Here is a 16465-nt window from a genome sequence, read left to right as displayed (position 1 = left end):
GGTGGCGTATCCCCAATGTAGGCCCGGGGTGCGGCGGGCGCGCGGCCGTCCCGGCCGGGCTCGTCCACCCGGGTCCACCCCGGTCCGGCCCGGTCCGGCCCGGTCCGCACGGGCCCGTCCGCCGGTCGCGCGGGCCCGGCTCAGGTGTGGGCGGCCACGCCCGTCAGCGCGGTGACGACCGGGTCCAGCGCCTCCCGTATCTCGTCGCCGATGGACCGGAAGAAGGGCAGCGGGGCGCCGTACGGGTCGTACACCTCGTCCGCGTCGGCGGTCGGGGCGAGCAGCCAGCCGCGCAGCGCCGCCGCCGCGCGCACCAGCGCCCGGGCCCGCATGACGACCCCGTCCTCCAGCGGCGGCAGGGTGGCCGGGTCTATCGCCCGGACCAGACGGGTGAACTCCTTCAGGGTGAAGGTGCGCAGGCCCGCCGAGTGCCCCATGGAGATGACCTGGGCGCGGTGGTCGCGGGTGGCGGTCAGCACCAGGTCGGCCATGATGACGTGCTCGTCCAGCAGCTCGCGGCCGGTGAAGCCGGCGGCGTCCGCCCCGAACTCGGCGAGTACGGCCTCCGCGTTGGCCTCCATGGGCGCACCCTCGTGCCCCCAGGTGCCCGCGCTCTCCACGATCAGCCCGCCGCCGAGTACGCCGAGCCGCTCCGCGACGAAGTGGCGGGTCAGCCGCTCGGTGATGGGCGAGCGGCACACGTTGCCGGTGCTGACGTGGAGGATGCGGAAGGTGTCACGGGGAAACCCGAACGTCGTCGTCTCCTCCGCGCTGTAGCTCCCGCCGCCTATGCCACGCCCCGCTTCAGGGGCCGTCAATTCGCCACCTCAAGGTCGGGTACGACCTTGCGCAGCTCCTCCGCGGAGAGCGCGCCCTGGCGCAGCAGCACCGGCACCTCGCGGGAGACGTCCACGATGGACGACGGGACGTTGCCCGGGGTGCGGCCGCCGTCGAGGTAGACGGAGACGGAGTCGCCGAGCATCTGCTGGGCGGCGTCGCAGTCCTCGGGCGCCGGGTGGCCGGTGAGGTTGGCGGAGGAGACGGCCATCGGGCCGAACTCGGTGAGCAGCTCGATGGCGACCGGGTGCAGCGGCATGCGCACGGCCACCGTGCCGCGGGTGTCGCCGAGGTCCCACTGGAGGGACGGCTGGTGCTTGGCGACGAGCGTCAGGGCGCCGGGCCAGAACGCGTCGACCAGTTCCCAGGCCATCTCGGAGAAGTCCGTGACGAGGCCGTGCAGGGTGTTCGGGGAGCCGATGAGGACGGGTGTGGGCATGTTGCGGCCCCGGCCCTTGGCGGCGAGCAGGTCGGCGACCGCCTCCGAGGAGAACGCGTCGGCGCCGATGCCGTACACCGTGTCGGTCGGCAGCACCACCAGTTCGCCCCGGCGGACGGCGGACGCGGCCTCGCGCAGACCCGTCACACGGTCGGTCGCGTCATTGGTGTCGTATCGCCGTGCCATGTCTAGCGGGCCTCCTCGTACACGTACTGCGGGGTTGAAGTCAGCGGGATGGTCACGGCAGCGCCTTGCGGGCGGTGGCGAAGCGTGGCCGGTTGTTGAGGTCGGGGTGGTCGGCCGCGTCGGCCCAGCCCCGCTCCTCGGTGAAGATCCACGGCACCTGGCCGCCCTGGGTGTCGGCGTGCTCGATCACGACGACACCGCCCGGTCGCAGCAGCCGGTGCGCGGTGCGTTCGATGCCCCGGATCAGGTCGAGCCCGTCCTCACCGGAGAACAGCGCCAGCTCGGGGTCGTAGTCGCGGGCCTCGGGGGCGACGTACTCCCATTCGGTGAGCGGGATGTACGGCGGGTTGGAGACGACCAGGTCGACCTGGCCGTCGAGGTCCGGGAAGGCGGTGAGCGCGTCGCCCTGGCGCAGGTCGACCCGGGACCCGGCGACGTTCTTCCGGGTCCACACGAGGGCGTCCTCGGACAGCTCCACGGCGTGCACGCGCGAGCGCGGGACCTCCTGGGCGAGGGCGAGCGCGATGGCGCCGGAGCCGGTGCACAGGTCGACGATGCACGGCTCGACCACGTCCATGGCGCGGACCGCGTCTATCGCCCAGCCGACCACGGACTCGGTCTCCGGCCGAGGCACGAACACCCCGGGCCCGACCTGAAGCTCCAGGTACCGGAAGTAGGCGCGGCCGGTGATGTGCTGGAGCGGCTCGCGCTGTTCGCGCCGGGCGATGACCTCCCAGTACCGGGCGTCGAAGTCCGCGTCCTTCACGGAGTGCAGTTCACCGCGCTTCACTCCGTGCACGAACGCGGCCAGCTCCTCCGCGTCGGTGCGCGGCGAGGGCACGCCGGCGTCGGCCAGCCGCTGGGTGGCCTGGGCCACCTCGGCGAGCAGCAGGTTCACGCGAGTCCTCCGTGTCGTGCTGGTGCGTGCTTGTGTTACGCGGCGGCGAGTTTCGCCGCCGAGTCGGCGTCGACGCAGGCCTGGATGACGGCGGCGAGCTCGCCGTCCAGGACCTGGTCCAGGTTGTACGCCTTGAAGCCGACGCGGTGGTCCGAGATGCGGTTCTCCGGGAAGTTGTAGGTGCGGATCTTCTCGGAGCGGTCGACGGTGCGGACCTGGCTGCGGCGGGCATCGGCGGCCTCCCGCTCCGCCTCCTCCTGCGCCGCGGCCAGCAGCCTGGAGCGCAGGATACGCAGTGCCTGCTCCTTGTTCTGGAGCTGGCTCTTCTCGTTCTGGCAGGAGGCCACGACACCGGTCGGGAGGTGCGTGATGCGCACGGCGGAGTCGGTGGTGTTCACGGACTGGCCGCCCGGGCCCGAGGACCGGTAGACGTCGATGCGGAGGTCGTTGGGGTTGATCTCGACGTCGACCTCCTCCGCCTCCGGGGTGACGAGGACACCGGCCGCGGACGTGTGGATGCGGCCCTGGGACTCGGTCGCCGGCACCCGCTGCACGCGGTGCACACCGCCCTCGTACTTCAGCCGGGCCCAGACGCCCTGCCCCGGTTCGATCTGCCCGCGGGCCTTCACCGCGACCTGGACGTCCTTGTAGCCGCCCAGCTCGGACTCGGTGGCGTCGATGATCTCGGTCTTCCAGCCGACGCGCTCGGCGTAGCGCAGGTACATCCGCAGCAGGTCGCCGGCGAACAGGGCGGACTCGTCGCCGCCCGCGCCCGCCTTGATCTCGAGGATGACGTCCTTGTCGTCGCTGGGGTCGCGCGGGACGAGCAGCAGCCGCAGCTTCTCGGTCAGCTCCTCGCGCTGCTTCTCCAGGTCCTTGACCTCGGCCGCGAAGTCGGGGTCCGCGGCGGCGAACTCGCGTGCGGTCTCGATGTCGTCACCGGTCTGCTTCCAGGAGCGGTACGTGGCGACGATCGGGGTCAGCTCGGCGTAGCGCTTGTTCAGCTTGCGCGCGTTCGCCTGGTCGGCGTGGACCGACGGATCGGCGAGCTTCTTCTCCAGGTCGGCGTGCTCGGCGACGAGTTCCTCGACGGCCTCGAACATCTTTCGGCTCCTGTACTGCGGTGACTGCGGTGGAGAGGGAAGGAGGGGCGACCAAAAACGCCGGTCCCGGGCACACCCCCGGGAAAAGGGGCGCGGCCGTGGACCGGCGGAATGGGGCTCGCTACTTCTTGGAGCCGGCAGCCTTGCCGAAGCGGGCCTCGAAGCGGGCCACACGGCCACCGGTGTCGAGGATCTTCTGCTTGCCCGTGTAGAACGGGTGGCACTCGGAGCAGACCTCGGCCCGGATGGTGCCGGACTCGATGGTGCTGTGGGTGGTGAACGACGCGCCACAGGTGCAGCTGACCTGCGTCTCGACGTACGCGGGGTGGATGTCGCGCTTCAAGGTTTCTCCTAGGTTTCGGGAGGGCTCCGGGTCGCCGCCGCGGGATGCGGGGAGCGTGAACCGGGGCCGACGTACCAGTCTGCCAGGACTGGGGCCATCCACCCAAACCGGGGGTGCGGTTGTTCTATTCCGGGTCGCGCGGTCAGCGCACGACGCCCTGGGCCTCGCCGGTGGCCGTGCCCTCGGTGGCCGCCGCGGGGATCGGCCGGTCGGCCTTCAGGGCGTCCCACACCAGCGCGGCCTTGTCCTGTTCGAGGAGGACACGGTTGGGGTTGGCCGGGTCGTACCGGACCGGCATCGTGACCATCTTCATGTGGGACGGGCCGATGCCCTTCAGGCCGTCCGCGAAGTCCATCAGCGAGTTGACCGAGCCGAGGTCGGAGTCGGTGGTGACGGCCTTGGTGGCGGTGTCGGCGAGGTCGTACAGCTTCTTCGGGTTCGTGAGGACGCCGACGTGCCTGACCTGGTCGAGCAGTGCCTTGACGAACGCCTGCTGGAGCTGGATGCGGCCCAGGTCCGAGCCGTCGCCCACGCCGTGCCGGGTGCGGACCAGGCCGAGGGCCTGCTCGCCGTCCAGGGTGTGGGAGCCCGCCTTGAGGTCCAGGTGGCTGCGCGGGTCGCGGATGTCCTCGGTGGTGGTGATCCGCACGCCGCCGAGGTCGTCGACGAGCTGCTGGAAGCCCTCGAAGTCGACCTCCAGGTAGTGGTCCATGCGGATGCCGGAGACGGCCTCCACGGTCTTCACCGCGCAGGCCGCGCCTCCGGTGGAGTACGACTCGTTGAACATCACGCCGGACGCGGCGGGGTGCGTGCCGCCCTGGGTGTCGGTGCACTCGGGGCGGTCGACGAGGGTGTCCCGGGGGATGGAGACGACACTGGCCCGCTCGTGGCCCTCGTCCACGTGGACGATCATCGCCGTGTCGGAGCGGGCGCTGCCGTCGTCGGTGCCGCCGCCGAGCTTCCTGTTCGTGCCGGAGCGGCTGTCCGAGCCGAGGACCAGGATGTTCTCGGAGCCGTTGTCGATCTTCGTGGGCCGGTCGGCGCCGAGGGCCTGGTTGATGTCGACGCTGCGGAGGTTGCCGTTGAGCTTGAAGAACACGTACCCCGCGCCGGTGCCGCCCAGCACGATCACGCCCGCGGCCGTCCAGGCCGCGGCGCGCAGGGCCTTGCGGCCCCTTCCGGACACCTTGCGCCGGCGTCCCTTGCCCCGTCGGCGGGGTCCGGTCGTGCCCGGTCCGGTTATCCCGGGCCCGGGCGTGCTCTCGGCGGCCACATCGCTCCTAGTCTCGGCTTCGGGTTACTCCCTGCGGTCGGGGTCGGGTGCGGTCCTCACCGCTCCATCGTCGCTCCGCACGGACAGACGGGGAAACTCGGGACAGGGTTGCACGCCGCGAAGGGCCCACCGCCCGGGGCGACGGGCCCGGTACCCGGCCGGACGAGCCGGGCGAACCCGGCTCACCTGCGTTTTCGGCCAAGGGCGCGGTCCTGTCGCAAACCCGCCCGGGCGGCCCGGGGTGTGGCGAAGGTCTCGCGGGCGCGCCCGGCACCGTACCGCTCGCGCGGACCGCCCGGCGCGCACCGGGCCCGGGCCGCCCGGCCTCGTACCGGACGCGGGCCGGCGACGGCGGGGAGGCCGTGGAAACGGCTCGGCCGGCCACGGGGAACCGTGGCCGGCCGAGTGTGTCACCTCGACGGCGGTCAGTCGCCGTTGCCCGGCGTCGGCGTCGTCTTCTGGATCTGCATCAGGAACTCGCCGTTCGACTTGGTCTGCTTCATCTTGTCGAGGAGCAGCTCGATCGCCTGCTGCTGGTCGAGCGCGTGCAGCACCCGGCGGAGCTTCCAGACGACGGCCAGCTCGTCGTTGCCGAGCAGGATCTCCTCCTTGCGGGTGCCGGACGCGTCGACGTCCACCGCGGGGAAGATGCGCTTGTCGGCGAGCTTCCGGTCGAGCTTGAGCTCCATGTTGCCGGTGCCCTTGAACTCCTCGAAGATCACCTCGTCCATGCGGGACCCGGTGTCCACCAGGGCGGTGGCGAGGATGGTCAGCGAGCCGCCGTCCTCGATGTTCCGCGCCGCACCGAAGAACCGCTTCGGCGGGTACAGCGCGGTCGAGTCGACACCACCGGACAGGATGCGGCCGGAGGCGGGCGCGGCCAGGTTGTAGGCGCGGCCCAGACGGGTGATGGAGTCGAGCAGCACGACCACGTCGTGGCCCAGTTCCACCAGGCGCTTGGCGCGCTCGATGGCCAGCTCGGCGACCGTGGTGTGGTCCTCGGCCGGGCGGTCGAAGGTCGAGGAGATGACCTCGCCCTTGACCGACCGCTGCATGTCGGTGACCTCTTCCGGACGCTCGTCGACCAGGACGACCATCAGGTGGCACTCGGGGTTGTTGTGCGTGATCGCGTTGGCGATCGCCTGCATGATCATGGTCTTGCCGGTCTTCGGCGGGGCCACGATCAGACCGCGCTGGCCCTTGCCGATCGGCGAGACCAGGTCGATGATGCGGGTCGTCAGCACGCCCGGGTCCGTCTCCAGGCGGAGGCGGTCCTGCGGGTAGAGCGGGGTCAGCTTGTTGAACTCCGGGCGGCCGCGGCCGTGTTCGGGCGCCATGCCGTTGACGGAGTCGAGGCGGACCAGCGCGTTGAACTTCTCCCGGCGCTCGCCCTCCTTCGGCTGGCGGACCGCACCGGTGATGTGGTCGCCCTTGCGCAGGCCGTTCTTGCGGACCTGGGCGAGGGAGACGTACACGTCGTTCGGGCCCGGCAGGTAGCCGGAGGTCCGGATGAAGGCGTAGTTGTCGAGGATGTCGAGGATGCCCGCGACGGGGATCAGCACGTCGTCGTCGGCGACCTGCGGCTCGGCGATCTCGTCGCGGCCACGACGGCCACGGCGGTCGCGGTAGCGACCGCGACGGCCACGGCGGCCGCCCTCGAAGTCGTCGTCGTCCTGCTGCTGCTGCCGGTCCTGCCGGCCGCCGCCCTGCTGCTGGCCCTGCTGCCGCTGGCCGCCCTGCTGGTCGTCACCCTTGTTGCGGCGGTCGCGGTCGCGGTCGCGGTCGCGGCCGCGCTCACGGCGGTCGCGGCGGCCACGGCCCTCGCCGTCACCGGCGTCGCCCTTGGCGTCGCCCTGCTGCTGCGCGGGCGCCTCGGCCCTGGCCTCGCCCTTGCCCTCGGCGGCGGACTCGGCGCCGTTCTGGGCCGGGCTGCCCGCCTCGGCGGTGGCACGGCGGCGGCGGCGCTCGGCCGGGGCGTCGTCGGACGCGGGCTGACCGGGGATCTCGATCTGCTGCTGGGCCTTCTCGGCGGCGGCCTCGGTCTTGCCCTCCGCCTTCTTCTCGGCGTCCTCGCCGGTGCGGGCCTTGGAGGTGGCCCGGCGCTTCGGCTTGGTCTCGGTGGCGTCGCCGGCGGGGGCGGCCGCCGCCTTGGGGGCGCCGCCGGCGGCCTGCGCCTCCTTGATGACCTCGATCAGCTGGCTCTTGCGCATGCGCGCGGTGCCCCTGATCCCGAGACCCGAGGCAACCTGCTGCAACTCGGCCAGCACCATGCCCTCGAGGCCGGTACCACGGCGCCGCCGGGAGCCGGCACCGGAGGCAGGCGCGGAGGCGTCCGTGGCGGGCGCGGCAGCGGTCTCCTCGACACGTGCGCCCATCAGATCGGTGGTGTCGCTCACGAAGGGTCCTTCCCTGGAGCGGACGTCGGCCTGTCTGGCTCGGCGACCGGTTGTGCTGTCCGGCTACGGTCCTGTCTTCGGTGAACCGTGCCGGGGCGGTGGTCCGCCAAAACGGCGGAGGAAATGTGCGGTGACGGCGCTTCCGCGAGTCGTGGCACCCGGTGTCACGCGGCGTGGTAGCACCTGTTCCGAAGTGTGCCCGGCGGCCCGCTCAGCGCTCGCATACGACGTACTGCCCAGGTACGGCGCAGGGAACACGGAGTGGCGCGGGAGGCTCCCGGAAGAATGTCTGTCCCGGACGGGGACACGAGGCACCTCGCCATGGTGAGGTCGGGTGCAGACTTGAGATTAACACTACCGGATCCAACAAACATTCCCCCTCTCCATATCCGGCAACCGTGTCTCAGGTCGCGAGCGGCAGCACGCTCGCTCCCTGTACGTCCAGGTCCAGCCGGTTGGCGGCCCAGCCCGCGCCCGCGAGGTGGGACACCTTGTCGGCGCTCCCGGTGTCGGCGAGCGCCATCACGGTCGGCCCGGCGCCGGAGATGACGGCCGGGATGCCGTCGGCGCGCAGCCGCTCCACCAGCGCGGCGCTGTCCGGCATGGCCGGGGCGCGGTACTCCTGGTGGAGGCGGTCCTCCGTGGCGGGCAACAGCAGCTCGGGACGCCTGGTCAGCGCTTCGACCAGCAGGGCGGCGCGGCCCGCGTTGGCGGCGGCGTCGACGTGCGGCACGGTGCGCGGGAGCAGGCCGCGCGCGGTCTCGGTCAGTACCGGCTTTCCGGGCACGAAAACCACCGGAACGATGGAATCGTGCGGGTCCATCCTGATGGCCCGGGCGGTGCCGGCCTCCATCCAGGACAGGGTGAAACCGCCGAGCAGACAGGCGGCCACGTTGTCCGGGTGGCCCTCGATCTCGGTGGCCAGTTCCAGCAGGGCCGCGTCGTCCAGACGGGCCTCGCCGCCTATGGTCACGGCGCGGGCGGCGACGATGCCGGCGCAGATGGCGGCGGAGGAGGAGCCCAGACCGCGACCGTGCGGGATGCGGTTGGCGCAGACGATCTCCAGGCCGCGGGGCTGCCCGCCCAGCAGGTCGAAGGCGGTGCGCAGGGAACGGACGAGGAGGTGGCTCTCGTCGCGCGGGAGGGTCTCGCCGCCCTCGCCCGCGATGTCGATGTGCAGCCCGGAGTCGGCCACCCGGACGACGACGTCGTCGTACAGCCCCAGCGCGAGGCCCAGGGCGTCGAAGCCCGGGCCGAGATTGGCGCTGGTGGCGGGAACGCGCACCCGGACGGCGGCGGCGCGGAAGGCGGGACCGGCCATCGCTCGAAGACTCTCCTTGGACTGCTTGGGGGGCGGATGACGCTCGGGGATCCGATGGTCATCCGGTGGACTGCCGGCGGTTCGACGTGCGAGGACCCGTGGGACCGCGGAGACGGCGCGGCACCGTGCCCCACGCGGGGGCATATGCGGCAGGCGGGTTCCACCACAGCTTATCGAAGGAAGGTTCTGCGGCGACATAGGGCGCACAGGAGGCGCACGATGCGTGTCGCAAGCCCCCTGTGCCCCGTGTCAGGGATTCACCGGACCGGCGGCGCTCAGGCGAGGCCGAGGCGCTCGGCGGCGGTGGCCGCGTCGACCGGGACGGTGACCGGCTGCGGCGCGCCGGCGACGGCCCAGTCGGGGTCCTTCAGGCCGTTGCCGGTGACCGTGCAGACGATCCGCTGGCCCGGGTCGACCCTGCCCTGCTCGGCCGCCTTCAGCAGACCGGCCACGGAGGCGGCGGAGGCGGGCTCCACGAAGACGCCCTCCTGCGCGGCCAGCAGCCGGTAGGCGCGCAGGATCTCACGGTCCGTCACCTCGTCGATGGCGCCGCCGGACTCGTCCCGCGCGGCCAGCGCGAAGTCCCAGGAGGCCGGGTTGCCGATGCGGATGGCGGTGGCGATGGTCGACGGGTCCTTCACCACCTCGCCGCGCACGATCGGGGCGCTGCCGGAGGCCTGGAAGCCCCACATGCGGGGCTTCCGGGTGGCGATGCCGTCGGCGGCGTACTCCTTGTAGCCCTTCCAGTAGGCGGTGATGTTGCCCGCGTTGCCCACCGGGAGGACGTGGATGTCGGGCGCGTCGCCGAGCATGTCGACGATTTCGAAGGCGGCCGTCTTCTGCCCCTCGATGCGCACCGGGTTGACCGAATTCACCAGCGCCACGGGGTAGTTCTCGCTCAGCTCCCGGGCGAGGGTGAGGCAGTCGTCGAAGTTTCCGTCGACCTGGAGGATCTTCGCTCCGTGCACGAGGGCCTGGCCCATCTTGCCGAGGGCGATCTTGCCCTGCGGCACCAGCACGGCGGACACCATGCCCGCCCGCACCCCGTACGCCGCGGCGGAGGCGGAGGTGTTGCCGGTGGAGGCGCAGATGACGGCCTTCGCGCCCTCCTCCTTGGCCTTGCTGATGGCCATGGTCATGCCGCGGTCCTTGAAGGACCCGGTGGGGTTGGCCCCCTCCACCTTGAGGTGGACCTCACAGCCCGTCCGCTCGGAGAGCACCTGCGCGGGGACGAGCGGCGTGCCGCCCTCGCGCAGCGTCACGACCGGCGTGGTGTCGGAGACCGGCAGCCGGTCCCGGTACTCCTCGATGATTCCGCGCCACTGGTGGGTCATTGCTGGTTACTCTCCTTCAACCCGCATGATGCTGGCGACACCCCGCACGGTGTCGAGCTTGCGCAATGCCCCGACGGTCCCGGACAGGGAGGCGTCGGAGGCCCGGTGGGTGACGACGACGAGGGAGGCCTCGCCGTCCTTGCCCTGCTGCCGAACGGTGTCGATCGACACCCCGTGCTCGGCGAAGACGGTCGCGACCTGGGCGAGCACACCCGGCTTGTCCGCGACGTCCAGGCTGATGTGGTACCGCGTGACGACCTCGCCCATCGAGGAGACCGTCAGGTCGGCGTACGCCGACTCGCCGGGACCGGTGGCACCGTTCAGCCGGTTGCGGCAGACGGCGACGAGATCCCCGAGGACGGCGGAGGCGGTGGGCGAACCGCCGGCGCCGGGGCCGTAGAACATGAGCTGCCCGGCGGCGTCGGACTCGACGAAGACGGCGTTGTACGCGCCGCGCACCGAGGCGAGCGGATGGCTCAGCGGGATCATGGCGGGATGCACGCGCGCGGTGACCGAGGCGCCGTCCTTGGACCGCTCGCAGATGGCGAGCAGCTTGATGGTGCAGCCCATCTCCTTGGCGGAGCGGAAGTCGGAGGCGGTGACCTCCGTCATGCCCTCGCGGTAGACGTCGTCCAGCCGCACGCGCGTGTGGAAGGCGATGCCGGCCAGGATGGCGGCCTTGGCGGCGGCGTCGAAGCCCTCGACGTCGGCGGTCGGGTCGGCCTCCGCGTACCCGAGGGCGGTGGCCTCGTCCAGCGCCTCCTGGTACCCGGCGCCGGTGGAGTCCATCTTGTCGAGGATGAAGTTGGTGGTGCCGTTGACGATGCCGAGCACCCGGTTGACCTTGTCGCCGGCGAGCGACTCGCGCAGCGGCCGGATCAGCGGGATCGCGCCGGCGACGGCGGCCTCGTAGTAGAGGTCCTTGCCGTGCCGCCCGGCGGCGGCGTGCAGGGCGGCGCCGTCCTGGGCGAGCAGCGCCTTGTTGGCGGAGACGACCGAGGCACCGTGCTCGAAGGCGGTGGTGATCAGCGTCCGGGCGGGCTCGATGCCCCCGATGACCTCGACCACCACGTCGATGTCCCCGCGTTTGACGAGGGCGGTGGCGTCGGTGGTGACGAGCGCGGGGTCGATGCCCTCGCGCTCCTTGCCGGTGCGCCGTACGGCCACACCGGCGAGTTCGACCGGGGCCCCGATACGGGCCGCGAGGTCGGCGGCGTGCGTCGTCATGATGCGCGCCACCTCTGAGCCGACCACTCCACAGCCCAGCAGCGCCACCTTCAGCGGACGCGTACGCATCATCCGACCTCGTTTCCTCATACCGTGTTCGGTTCGACCAGTCTCACTCACCGGACGGGAGTTTCTACCCTTCGTCCGGATCGTGAGACATCTATTTCATTTCTACGGGACGGCTGGACCGGAGATCTTCCGGCCCTTGACCTCCCGGCCCGGCGCAGTGCGTCACCCGACGTCGAGACGCAGCAGATCCTCCTCCGTCTCACGACGGACGATCACCCGGGCGGCCCCGTCCCGTACGGCGACGACGGGCGGCCGGAGCACGTGGTTGTAGTTGCTGGCCATGGACCGGCAGTACGCGCCGGTGGCCGGCACCGCGATCAGATCGCCCGGCGCCAGGTCGGCCGGCAGGAACGCGTCCTTCACCACGATGTCCCCGCTCTCGCAGTGCTTGCCCACGACCCGCGCGAGCATCGGCTCGGCGTCCGAGGCGCGGGAGACGAGCGCGACGCTGTACTCCGCGTCGTACAGCGCGGTCCGGATGTTGTCCGACATGCCGCCGTCGACGGAGACGTACGTCCGCAGCCCGTCCAGCGGCTTGACGGTGCCCACCTCGTAGAGGGTGAAGGCGGTCGGGCCGACGATGGCCCGCCCCGGCTCCACGGAGATCCGCGGCGTGCGCAGCCTGGCCGACTCGCACTCCCGCGTGACGATCTCGGTGAGCGCCTTGGCGATCTCGTGCGGCTCGCGGGGGTCGTCGCCACTCGTGTAGGCGATGCCGAGCCCGCCGCCGAGGTCGATCTCGGGCAGCTCGACCCCGTGCTCGTCCCGGATGTCCTTGAGCAGCCCGACCACCCGGTGCGCGGCCACCTCGAAGCCCGACATGTCGAAGATCTGCGACCCGATGTGCGAGTGGATCCCGATCAGTTGCAGCCCGTCGAGCCGCAGGGCCCGCCGTACGGCCTCGGCGGCCTGCCCCCCGGCGAGCGGGATGCCGAACTTCTGGTCCTCGTGGGCGGTGGCGATGAACTCGTGCGTGTGCGCCTCGACGCCCACGGTGATCCGGATCTGGACCTTCTGCCGCTTCCCGAGCGACTGCGCCGTGTGGGCGACCCGCACGATCTCCTGGAAGGAGTCGAGCACGATCCGCCCGACGCCCGCCTCCACGGCCCGGCGGATCTCCTCGACGGACTTGTTGTTGCCGTGGAAGGCGATGCGCTCGGCGGGCATCCCGGCGCTCAGCGCGGTGGCCAGCTCACCCCCGGAGCACACGTCGAGGTTGAGCCCCTCCTCGTGCAGCCACCGCACGACGGCCCGGGAGAGGAACGCCTTCCCGGCGTAGAAGACGTCGGCGTCCGGACCGAACGCGGTACGCCAACTACGCGCCCGGGACCGGAAGTCGGCCTCGTCCAGGACGTACGCGGGCGTGCCGAACTCCTCGGCGAGCCGGGTGACGGACACGCCCCCGACGGTGACCGCGCCGTCCTCGTCCCGGCCGACGGTCTCGGCCCACACCTTGGGGTCGAGGACGTTCAGGTCGGCGGGCGGCGCGGAGTAGTGCCCCTCGGGCAGGACGTCGGCGTGACGGGGTCCTGCGGGGTGGGCGGAACGGCTCATGACGTGACTCTCAGACTCTCTGTCTCTCTCCGGGACGCATCTGCTCGCGGCGCCTCAGAGATGTTCGGGTGCGTCGATGCCGAGCAGGGACAGGCCGCCGGCCAGCACCGTCCCGGCGGCTTCGGCGAGCGCCAGCCGGGCCCGGTGGGCGGCCGAGGGTTTCTCCTCGCCGACGGGAAGCACGAAGGGCAGCAGCGGCAGCACGGCATCGGCGACGGTGACGAGATGCCGGGCAAGCCGGTCCGGGGCACGACGGGTGGCGGCCACGGCGAGGATGCGGGGGTGGTCGACGAGGGGGGTCAGGAGGGGATGGGGGGCGGGGGAAGTGCGGGGGGCGCGGGGGCTGTTCGGGGCGTGGGGGGTGTGCGGGGCGTTCCGGCTGACGGCGGGACCGTTGTCCTCGTCGAGGGCCGTGACGGAACCCGGCTCCGCGGTGAAGCCGAGACGGGCGGCGTTGCGGCCCAGGGAGCGGACGCGGGCGTGCGCGTACCGCACCCGGAAGAGCGGATTGCCCTCCCGCTGGACCAGGTGCTCGGCGGTGATCCGGGGCCGGTCGTGCGGGGCGGGGTGGAGCAGGGCCCACCGGGCGGCGTCGGGCCCGAGCGGGGCGGGGTCCTCCGGCGCGGGCACGGGCCGCAGGTCGGCGGGCTCGCCGTGCTCGACGGTGGCGCGGCCGCCCTGGGCCCGCACGAGCCGTACGACGGCGTCGGCGACGACCTCGGCCCGCACCTCGTACGGCACGCGCAGCGCGACGACCTGCCCGGCGAGGGCGTCCCCGTGCCCGTACCGCGGGCCCTTCGCGCGGATCTCCCGCACCAGCCCGGTGACGGGATCGGCCTGCGCGTCGAGGCTGATGTTGAGGAACCCGGGCCCGGTGACGACGACGTCCCGGACGCCGGCGGCCGCGGCGAGGCGGGCGCGCAGGATCTCGGCGACCCGCAGCGGCGGCTGTCCGGCCGGCCGGGCGAGCCGCAGCGCGATGGTCGTGGAGAAGTCCCCGCACCCCCCGGGCCCCGGCTCGGTCACCACGGCCCGCTCGGGAACGGTCACGCTCAGCTCCCCGTCGCCGACGGCACGGCGCACGGCGTGCAGCACGGTCCGGGAGAGCTCGACGGGGGTCACGGGACAAGCGTAGGGGAGGAGGGGGGTGGGTAGGCGACCCGGTTACGGCCGTACGCCCCGCGCTGCCCTACCCGCCGAAGGCCAGACCCCCCGAGACCCCGTCGGACAGGGCCCCGTCACAGGAAACCCCCGGCCGCCCGGATCCGGTACCTCTGGCTTCCCCGCCCGGGGAAGCACCCTCGCCTGCCGGCGGTCCGTCGGCTGCGGAGGGGGTTGCTTGGCCGGGGGGACTTACCTGGTCGAAGGGGGTTGGTTGGCCTGGATGGGTCCCTTGCCCTGAGGGGGTGCCTTGACGGGGGACGCCGGGCGGACGGGGGGTGGTGGGGGCGTCGGGGGTGCCGGCAGGGGCGGGGTTGCCGGTGCTGGCGGGGTCGGGGGTGCTGGGATCGTCGGCGGCGCTGGGGGGACTGGGGATACCGGTGGCGCTGGGAGGGCCGGCGAGGCTGGAAGCAGCAGAGCTGCCAGCGGCATCGGGACCGGGATCGATGGCGGAGCCGGGAACACCAGGGACGCCCTCCTGGCCGTCACCTTCCCGCCCACACCCCCCATCACCACTGCCTCCACCCCGGCCCCCGCCGCCCGCTCCCCCACGCCCGCTCTCCCGCTCGATGAGGTGCTTGACGAGCCGTACGAGCTCGGCGGGCTCGAAGGGCTTGGCGAGGAAGGCGTCCACACCGACGTCGAGGCCGGCCTCGACGTCGTGCTGGGTGCACGCGCTGATGATGGCGAGGGGCAGGTGGCGGGTACGGGGGTCGGCCCGAAGCCGGGCGGCGGTGCGCAGCCCGTCCAGCCGGGGCATGACGACGTCGAGCGTGACCAGGTCGGGCTGGACCTGGTGCACGACTTCAAGACACTCGGCACCATCGGCCGCGGTCACGACCTCCAGCCCTTCCAGCTCGAGGTTGACCCTGATCAACTGCCGGATGACCTTGTTGTCGTCCACAACAAGCACCCGACCCGAAGCGCCTGGCACACATCGAGAGTAGGTCGGGACCAGCCACCGCGTCCGGGTTTTCCCCACTTCCACCCCCTACAGGGGACGCGCCCGCCCACCGCCCCGGGAAACGGGTTCCTGATCACCCCGCCGGACCTGCTAGTGTTCTACCCGTCGCCGCGAGCAAGAGCTCAACGCAAGACACGCCCCCGTAGCTCAGGGGATAGAGCAACGGCCTCCGGAGCCGTGTGCGCAGGTTCGAATCCTGCCGGGGGCACCCAGCATGAGGTGCCCAAAGACCCCGTCACCAGCGGAAACGCTGAGGCCGGGGTCTTCGCGTATGTGCAGGCGTATGCGACCCGAAGCGGCCGTATGCCGGGGTCTGTGGACGAGGCGTGGACGGGATCTTGGGGCATCGCCGCAGGTGAGGTCCGTGAAAGGGCGAGGCCGGCACCGCCGCCAGGCGCCGCCGCTTTGATACACATCACCACGCCACCAGGGCTACCAGCGGGCTCCCACGAGGACTGCCGACACCGCCCGTACCCGCTGCACATGGCGGCCTACCAGCACGAAGGAACTTGTATGCTCGAGTATACGAGTACGGCCCGGGTCTGGGGGCTCAGTTGCCCAGGATTCCCGGAAGAGGTGAGCCGGGCCCGCCGATGGACCCGCGACATCCTGCGAGGCTCGCCCTTAGCCGAGGACGCCGAGCTGATCGTGAGCGAGCTGAGCGCGAACGCAATTCTCCACACGGCCAGCGGCCAGGCATACGGCAGCTTCCACCTGGCCGTTGCGGTCTCAGCGCAGGTGGTCGCCCTATCTGTCACGGACGACGGAGGCGCCGGCACAGCACCCAAGGTCGAGCACCAGGACCAGGACGCCGAGCACGGCCGGGGACTGGGCATGGTCAGCGCGATCGCACACCGAGTCGTCGTCCACGACAGCGACCAGGGGCACACGGTCACCGCGGAGCTGTACTCGGACGCCCGGCGGGGAGGCTACCCGTGCTGACGAAGCCACCACAGTGGGGTTACTGGTGCGAGTGCTGGACCGAGGACCTGGCGACCGATGGCTGGCAGCCGGCACTGCTGGCAGCGTTTGACGCCTACTCGGCGCCCCAGGCCGACCGTTGGGTAGCCGTCACGCTGCGCACGATCTCACCAGCACTGGACTCGGACGCGTCCGACGAGGCTTGGGAGTGGCTGTACGAGGGCCGCATCTAGACGGTGTCCCGTAAATGCTTCGGATCATGCTTGTTGACCTGCTCGTTTGCCTGTCATCCGGTGAGGGTGAGGTTGTGCAGGCGAGCAATGCCGAGCATGGCGTGGTGGACGCCTTCGCCTCTGAGGCGGCAGTCGCGCAGGATCTTCCAGCTCTTCATGCGGGCGAAGGTGTGCTCGACGCGGGCGCGGACCTTGCGGTGGGAGGC

At 71.8% G+C, this 16465-nt stretch carries 14 protein-coding genes, 1 tRNA gene and 2 pseudogenes; 3 read left to right on the top strand and 14 right to left on the bottom strand.

Features of this window, described 5'->3' with window-relative positions; genetic code table 11:
* Window positions 1-140: 140 nt before the first annotated feature.
* From ACZ4K2_RS05185 to ACZ4K2_RS05125, 13 genes and pseudogenes are all read right to left on the bottom strand, one after another.
* Complete coding sequence (locus tag ACZ4K2_RS05185; RefSeq protein ID WP_467479429.1) at window positions 141-818, bottom strand: arsenate reductase/protein-tyrosine-phosphatase family protein; 678 nt, start codon at window positions 816-818, stop codon at window positions 141-143.
* Window positions 815-1462, bottom strand: a complete 648-nt coding sequence (locus ACZ4K2_RS05180; RefSeq protein ID WP_467479428.1) for an L-threonylcarbamoyladenylate synthase — start codon at window positions 1460-1462, stop codon at window positions 815-817. The genes ACZ4K2_RS05185 and ACZ4K2_RS05180 overlap by 4 nt, the downstream gene beginning before the upstream one ends.
* A gap of 52 nt (window positions 1463-1514) precedes the next feature.
* The gene (gene prmC / locus ACZ4K2_RS05175) at window positions 1515-2360 is read right to left on the bottom strand and encodes a peptide chain release factor N(5)-glutamine methyltransferase (protein WP_467479426.1); all 846 of its coding nucleotides are present in this window, start codon (window positions 2358-2360) and stop codon (window positions 1515-1517) included.
* A gap of 35 nt (window positions 2361-2395) precedes the next feature.
* On the bottom strand, window positions 2396-3463 hold the full coding sequence (gene prfA / locus ACZ4K2_RS05170; RefSeq protein ID WP_467479424.1) for a peptide chain release factor 1: 1068 nt from the start codon (window positions 3461-3463) through the stop codon (window positions 2396-2398).
* A gap of 121 nt (window positions 3464-3584) precedes the next feature.
* A complete protein-coding gene (gene rpmE / locus ACZ4K2_RS05165; protein ID WP_467479423.1) occupies window positions 3585-3806 on the bottom strand; it encodes a 50S ribosomal protein L31 in 222 nt (73 codons plus the stop codon).
* A gap of 142 nt (window positions 3807-3948) precedes the next feature.
* Complete coding sequence (locus tag ACZ4K2_RS05160) at window positions 3949-5079, bottom strand: LCP family protein (RefSeq protein WP_467479421.1); 1131 nt, start codon at window positions 5077-5079, stop codon at window positions 3949-3951.
* 425 nt (window positions 5080-5504) lie between these two features.
* Window positions 5505-7475 carry a transcription termination factor Rho gene (rho, locus tag ACZ4K2_RS05155; RefSeq protein ID WP_467479419.1) on the bottom strand — a complete coding sequence of 657 codons (1971 nt, stop codon included), beginning with the start codon at window positions 7473-7475 and terminating at the stop codon, window positions 5505-5507.
* 403 nt (window positions 7476-7878) lie between these two features.
* On the bottom strand, window positions 7879-8796 hold the full coding sequence (gene thrB / locus ACZ4K2_RS05150) for a homoserine kinase (protein WP_467479417.1): 918 nt from the start codon (window positions 8794-8796) through the stop codon (window positions 7879-7881).
* Between the two features lie 275 nt (window positions 8797-9071).
* Window positions 9072-10130, bottom strand: coding sequence for a threonine synthase (gene thrC, locus ACZ4K2_RS05145; RefSeq protein WP_467479415.1), 1059 nt, complete (start codon window positions 10128-10130; stop codon window positions 9072-9074).
* Between the two features lie 6 nt (window positions 10131-10136).
* Window positions 10137-11429: a homoserine dehydrogenase gene (locus tag ACZ4K2_RS05140; RefSeq protein ID WP_467479413.1), complete on the bottom strand. Its 1293-nt coding sequence runs from the start codon at window positions 11427-11429 to the stop codon at window positions 10137-10139.
* A gap of 159 nt (window positions 11430-11588) precedes the next feature.
* The gene (lysA, locus tag ACZ4K2_RS05135) at window positions 11589-12980 is read right to left on the bottom strand and encodes a diaminopimelate decarboxylase (protein WP_467479411.1); all 1392 of its coding nucleotides are present in this window, start codon (window positions 12978-12980) and stop codon (window positions 11589-11591) included.
* Between the two features lie 54 nt (window positions 12981-13034).
* Entirely contained in the window at window positions 13035-14102 is a 1068-nt protein-coding gene (gene nrtL, locus ACZ4K2_RS05130; protein ID WP_467479409.1) for an ArgS-related anticodon-binding protein NrtL, read from the bottom strand.
* Between the two features lie 526 nt (window positions 14103-14628).
* Window positions 14629-15075: pseudogene (locus tag ACZ4K2_RS05125) on the bottom strand (response regulator); the annotation flags it as partial.
* Between the two features lie 166 nt (window positions 15076-15241).
* Here ACZ4K2_RS05125 and ACZ4K2_RS05120 point away from each other — a divergent pair.
* The 3 genes and pseudogenes from ACZ4K2_RS05120 to ACZ4K2_RS05110 all read left to right on the top strand — a co-directional run.
* Window positions 15242-15313 (top strand) — tRNA-Arg (locus ACZ4K2_RS05120).
* Window positions 15314-15618: 305 nt separating this feature from the next.
* Complete coding sequence (locus ACZ4K2_RS05115; protein ID WP_467479407.1) at window positions 15619-16047, top strand: ATP-binding protein; 429 nt, start codon at window positions 15619-15621, stop codon at window positions 16045-16047.
* Window positions 16041-16256, top strand: a pseudogene (locus ACZ4K2_RS05110) (hypothetical protein); the annotation flags it as partial. The gene ACZ4K2_RS05115 and the pseudogene ACZ4K2_RS05110, both read left to right, overlap by 7 nt.
* A 56-nt stretch (window positions 16257-16312) precedes the next feature.
* Here ACZ4K2_RS05110 and ACZ4K2_RS05105 read toward each other — a convergent pair.
* The coding region (locus ACZ4K2_RS05105; protein ID WP_467479559.1) for a transposase at window positions 16313-16465 on the bottom strand (153 nt) is incomplete at its 5' end.

The organism is Streptomyces sp. NPDC025833 (assembly GCF_055558055.1).
Note: the sequence above shows the minus strand (reverse complement) of the source record. Positions and strands in the feature narration are given on the sequence as shown.

What these genes read in the sequence shown, in the direction of transcription:
- ACZ4K2_RS05180 (WP_467479428.1), bottom strand. Translation starts at nt 1,462, where the DNA reads ATGGCACGGCGATACGACACCAATGACGCGACCGACCGTGTGACGGGT.
- prfA (WP_467479424.1), bottom strand. Translation starts at nt 3,463, where the DNA reads ATGTTCGAGGCCGTCGAGGAACTCGTCGCCGAGCACGCCGACCTGGAG.
- thrB (WP_467479417.1), bottom strand. Translation starts at nt 8,796, where the DNA reads ATGGCCGGTCCCGCCTTCCGCGCCGCCGCCGTCCGGGTGCGCGTTCCC.
- thrC (WP_467479415.1), bottom strand. Translation starts at nt 10,130, where the DNA reads ATGACCCACCAGTGGCGCGGAATCATCGAGGAGTACCGGGACCGGCTG.
- ACZ4K2_RS05140 (WP_467479413.1), bottom strand. Translation starts at nt 11,429, where the DNA reads ATGATGCGTACGCGTCCGCTGAAGGTGGCGCTGCTGGGCTGTGGAGTG.
- lysA (WP_467479411.1), bottom strand. Translation starts at nt 12,980, where the DNA reads ATGAGCCGTTCCGCCCACCCCGCAGGACCCCGTCACGCCGACGTCCTG.
- ACZ4K2_RS05115 (WP_467479407.1), top strand. Translation starts at nt 15,619, where the DNA reads ATGCTCGAGTATACGAGTACGGCCCGGGTCTGGGGGCTCAGTTGCCCA.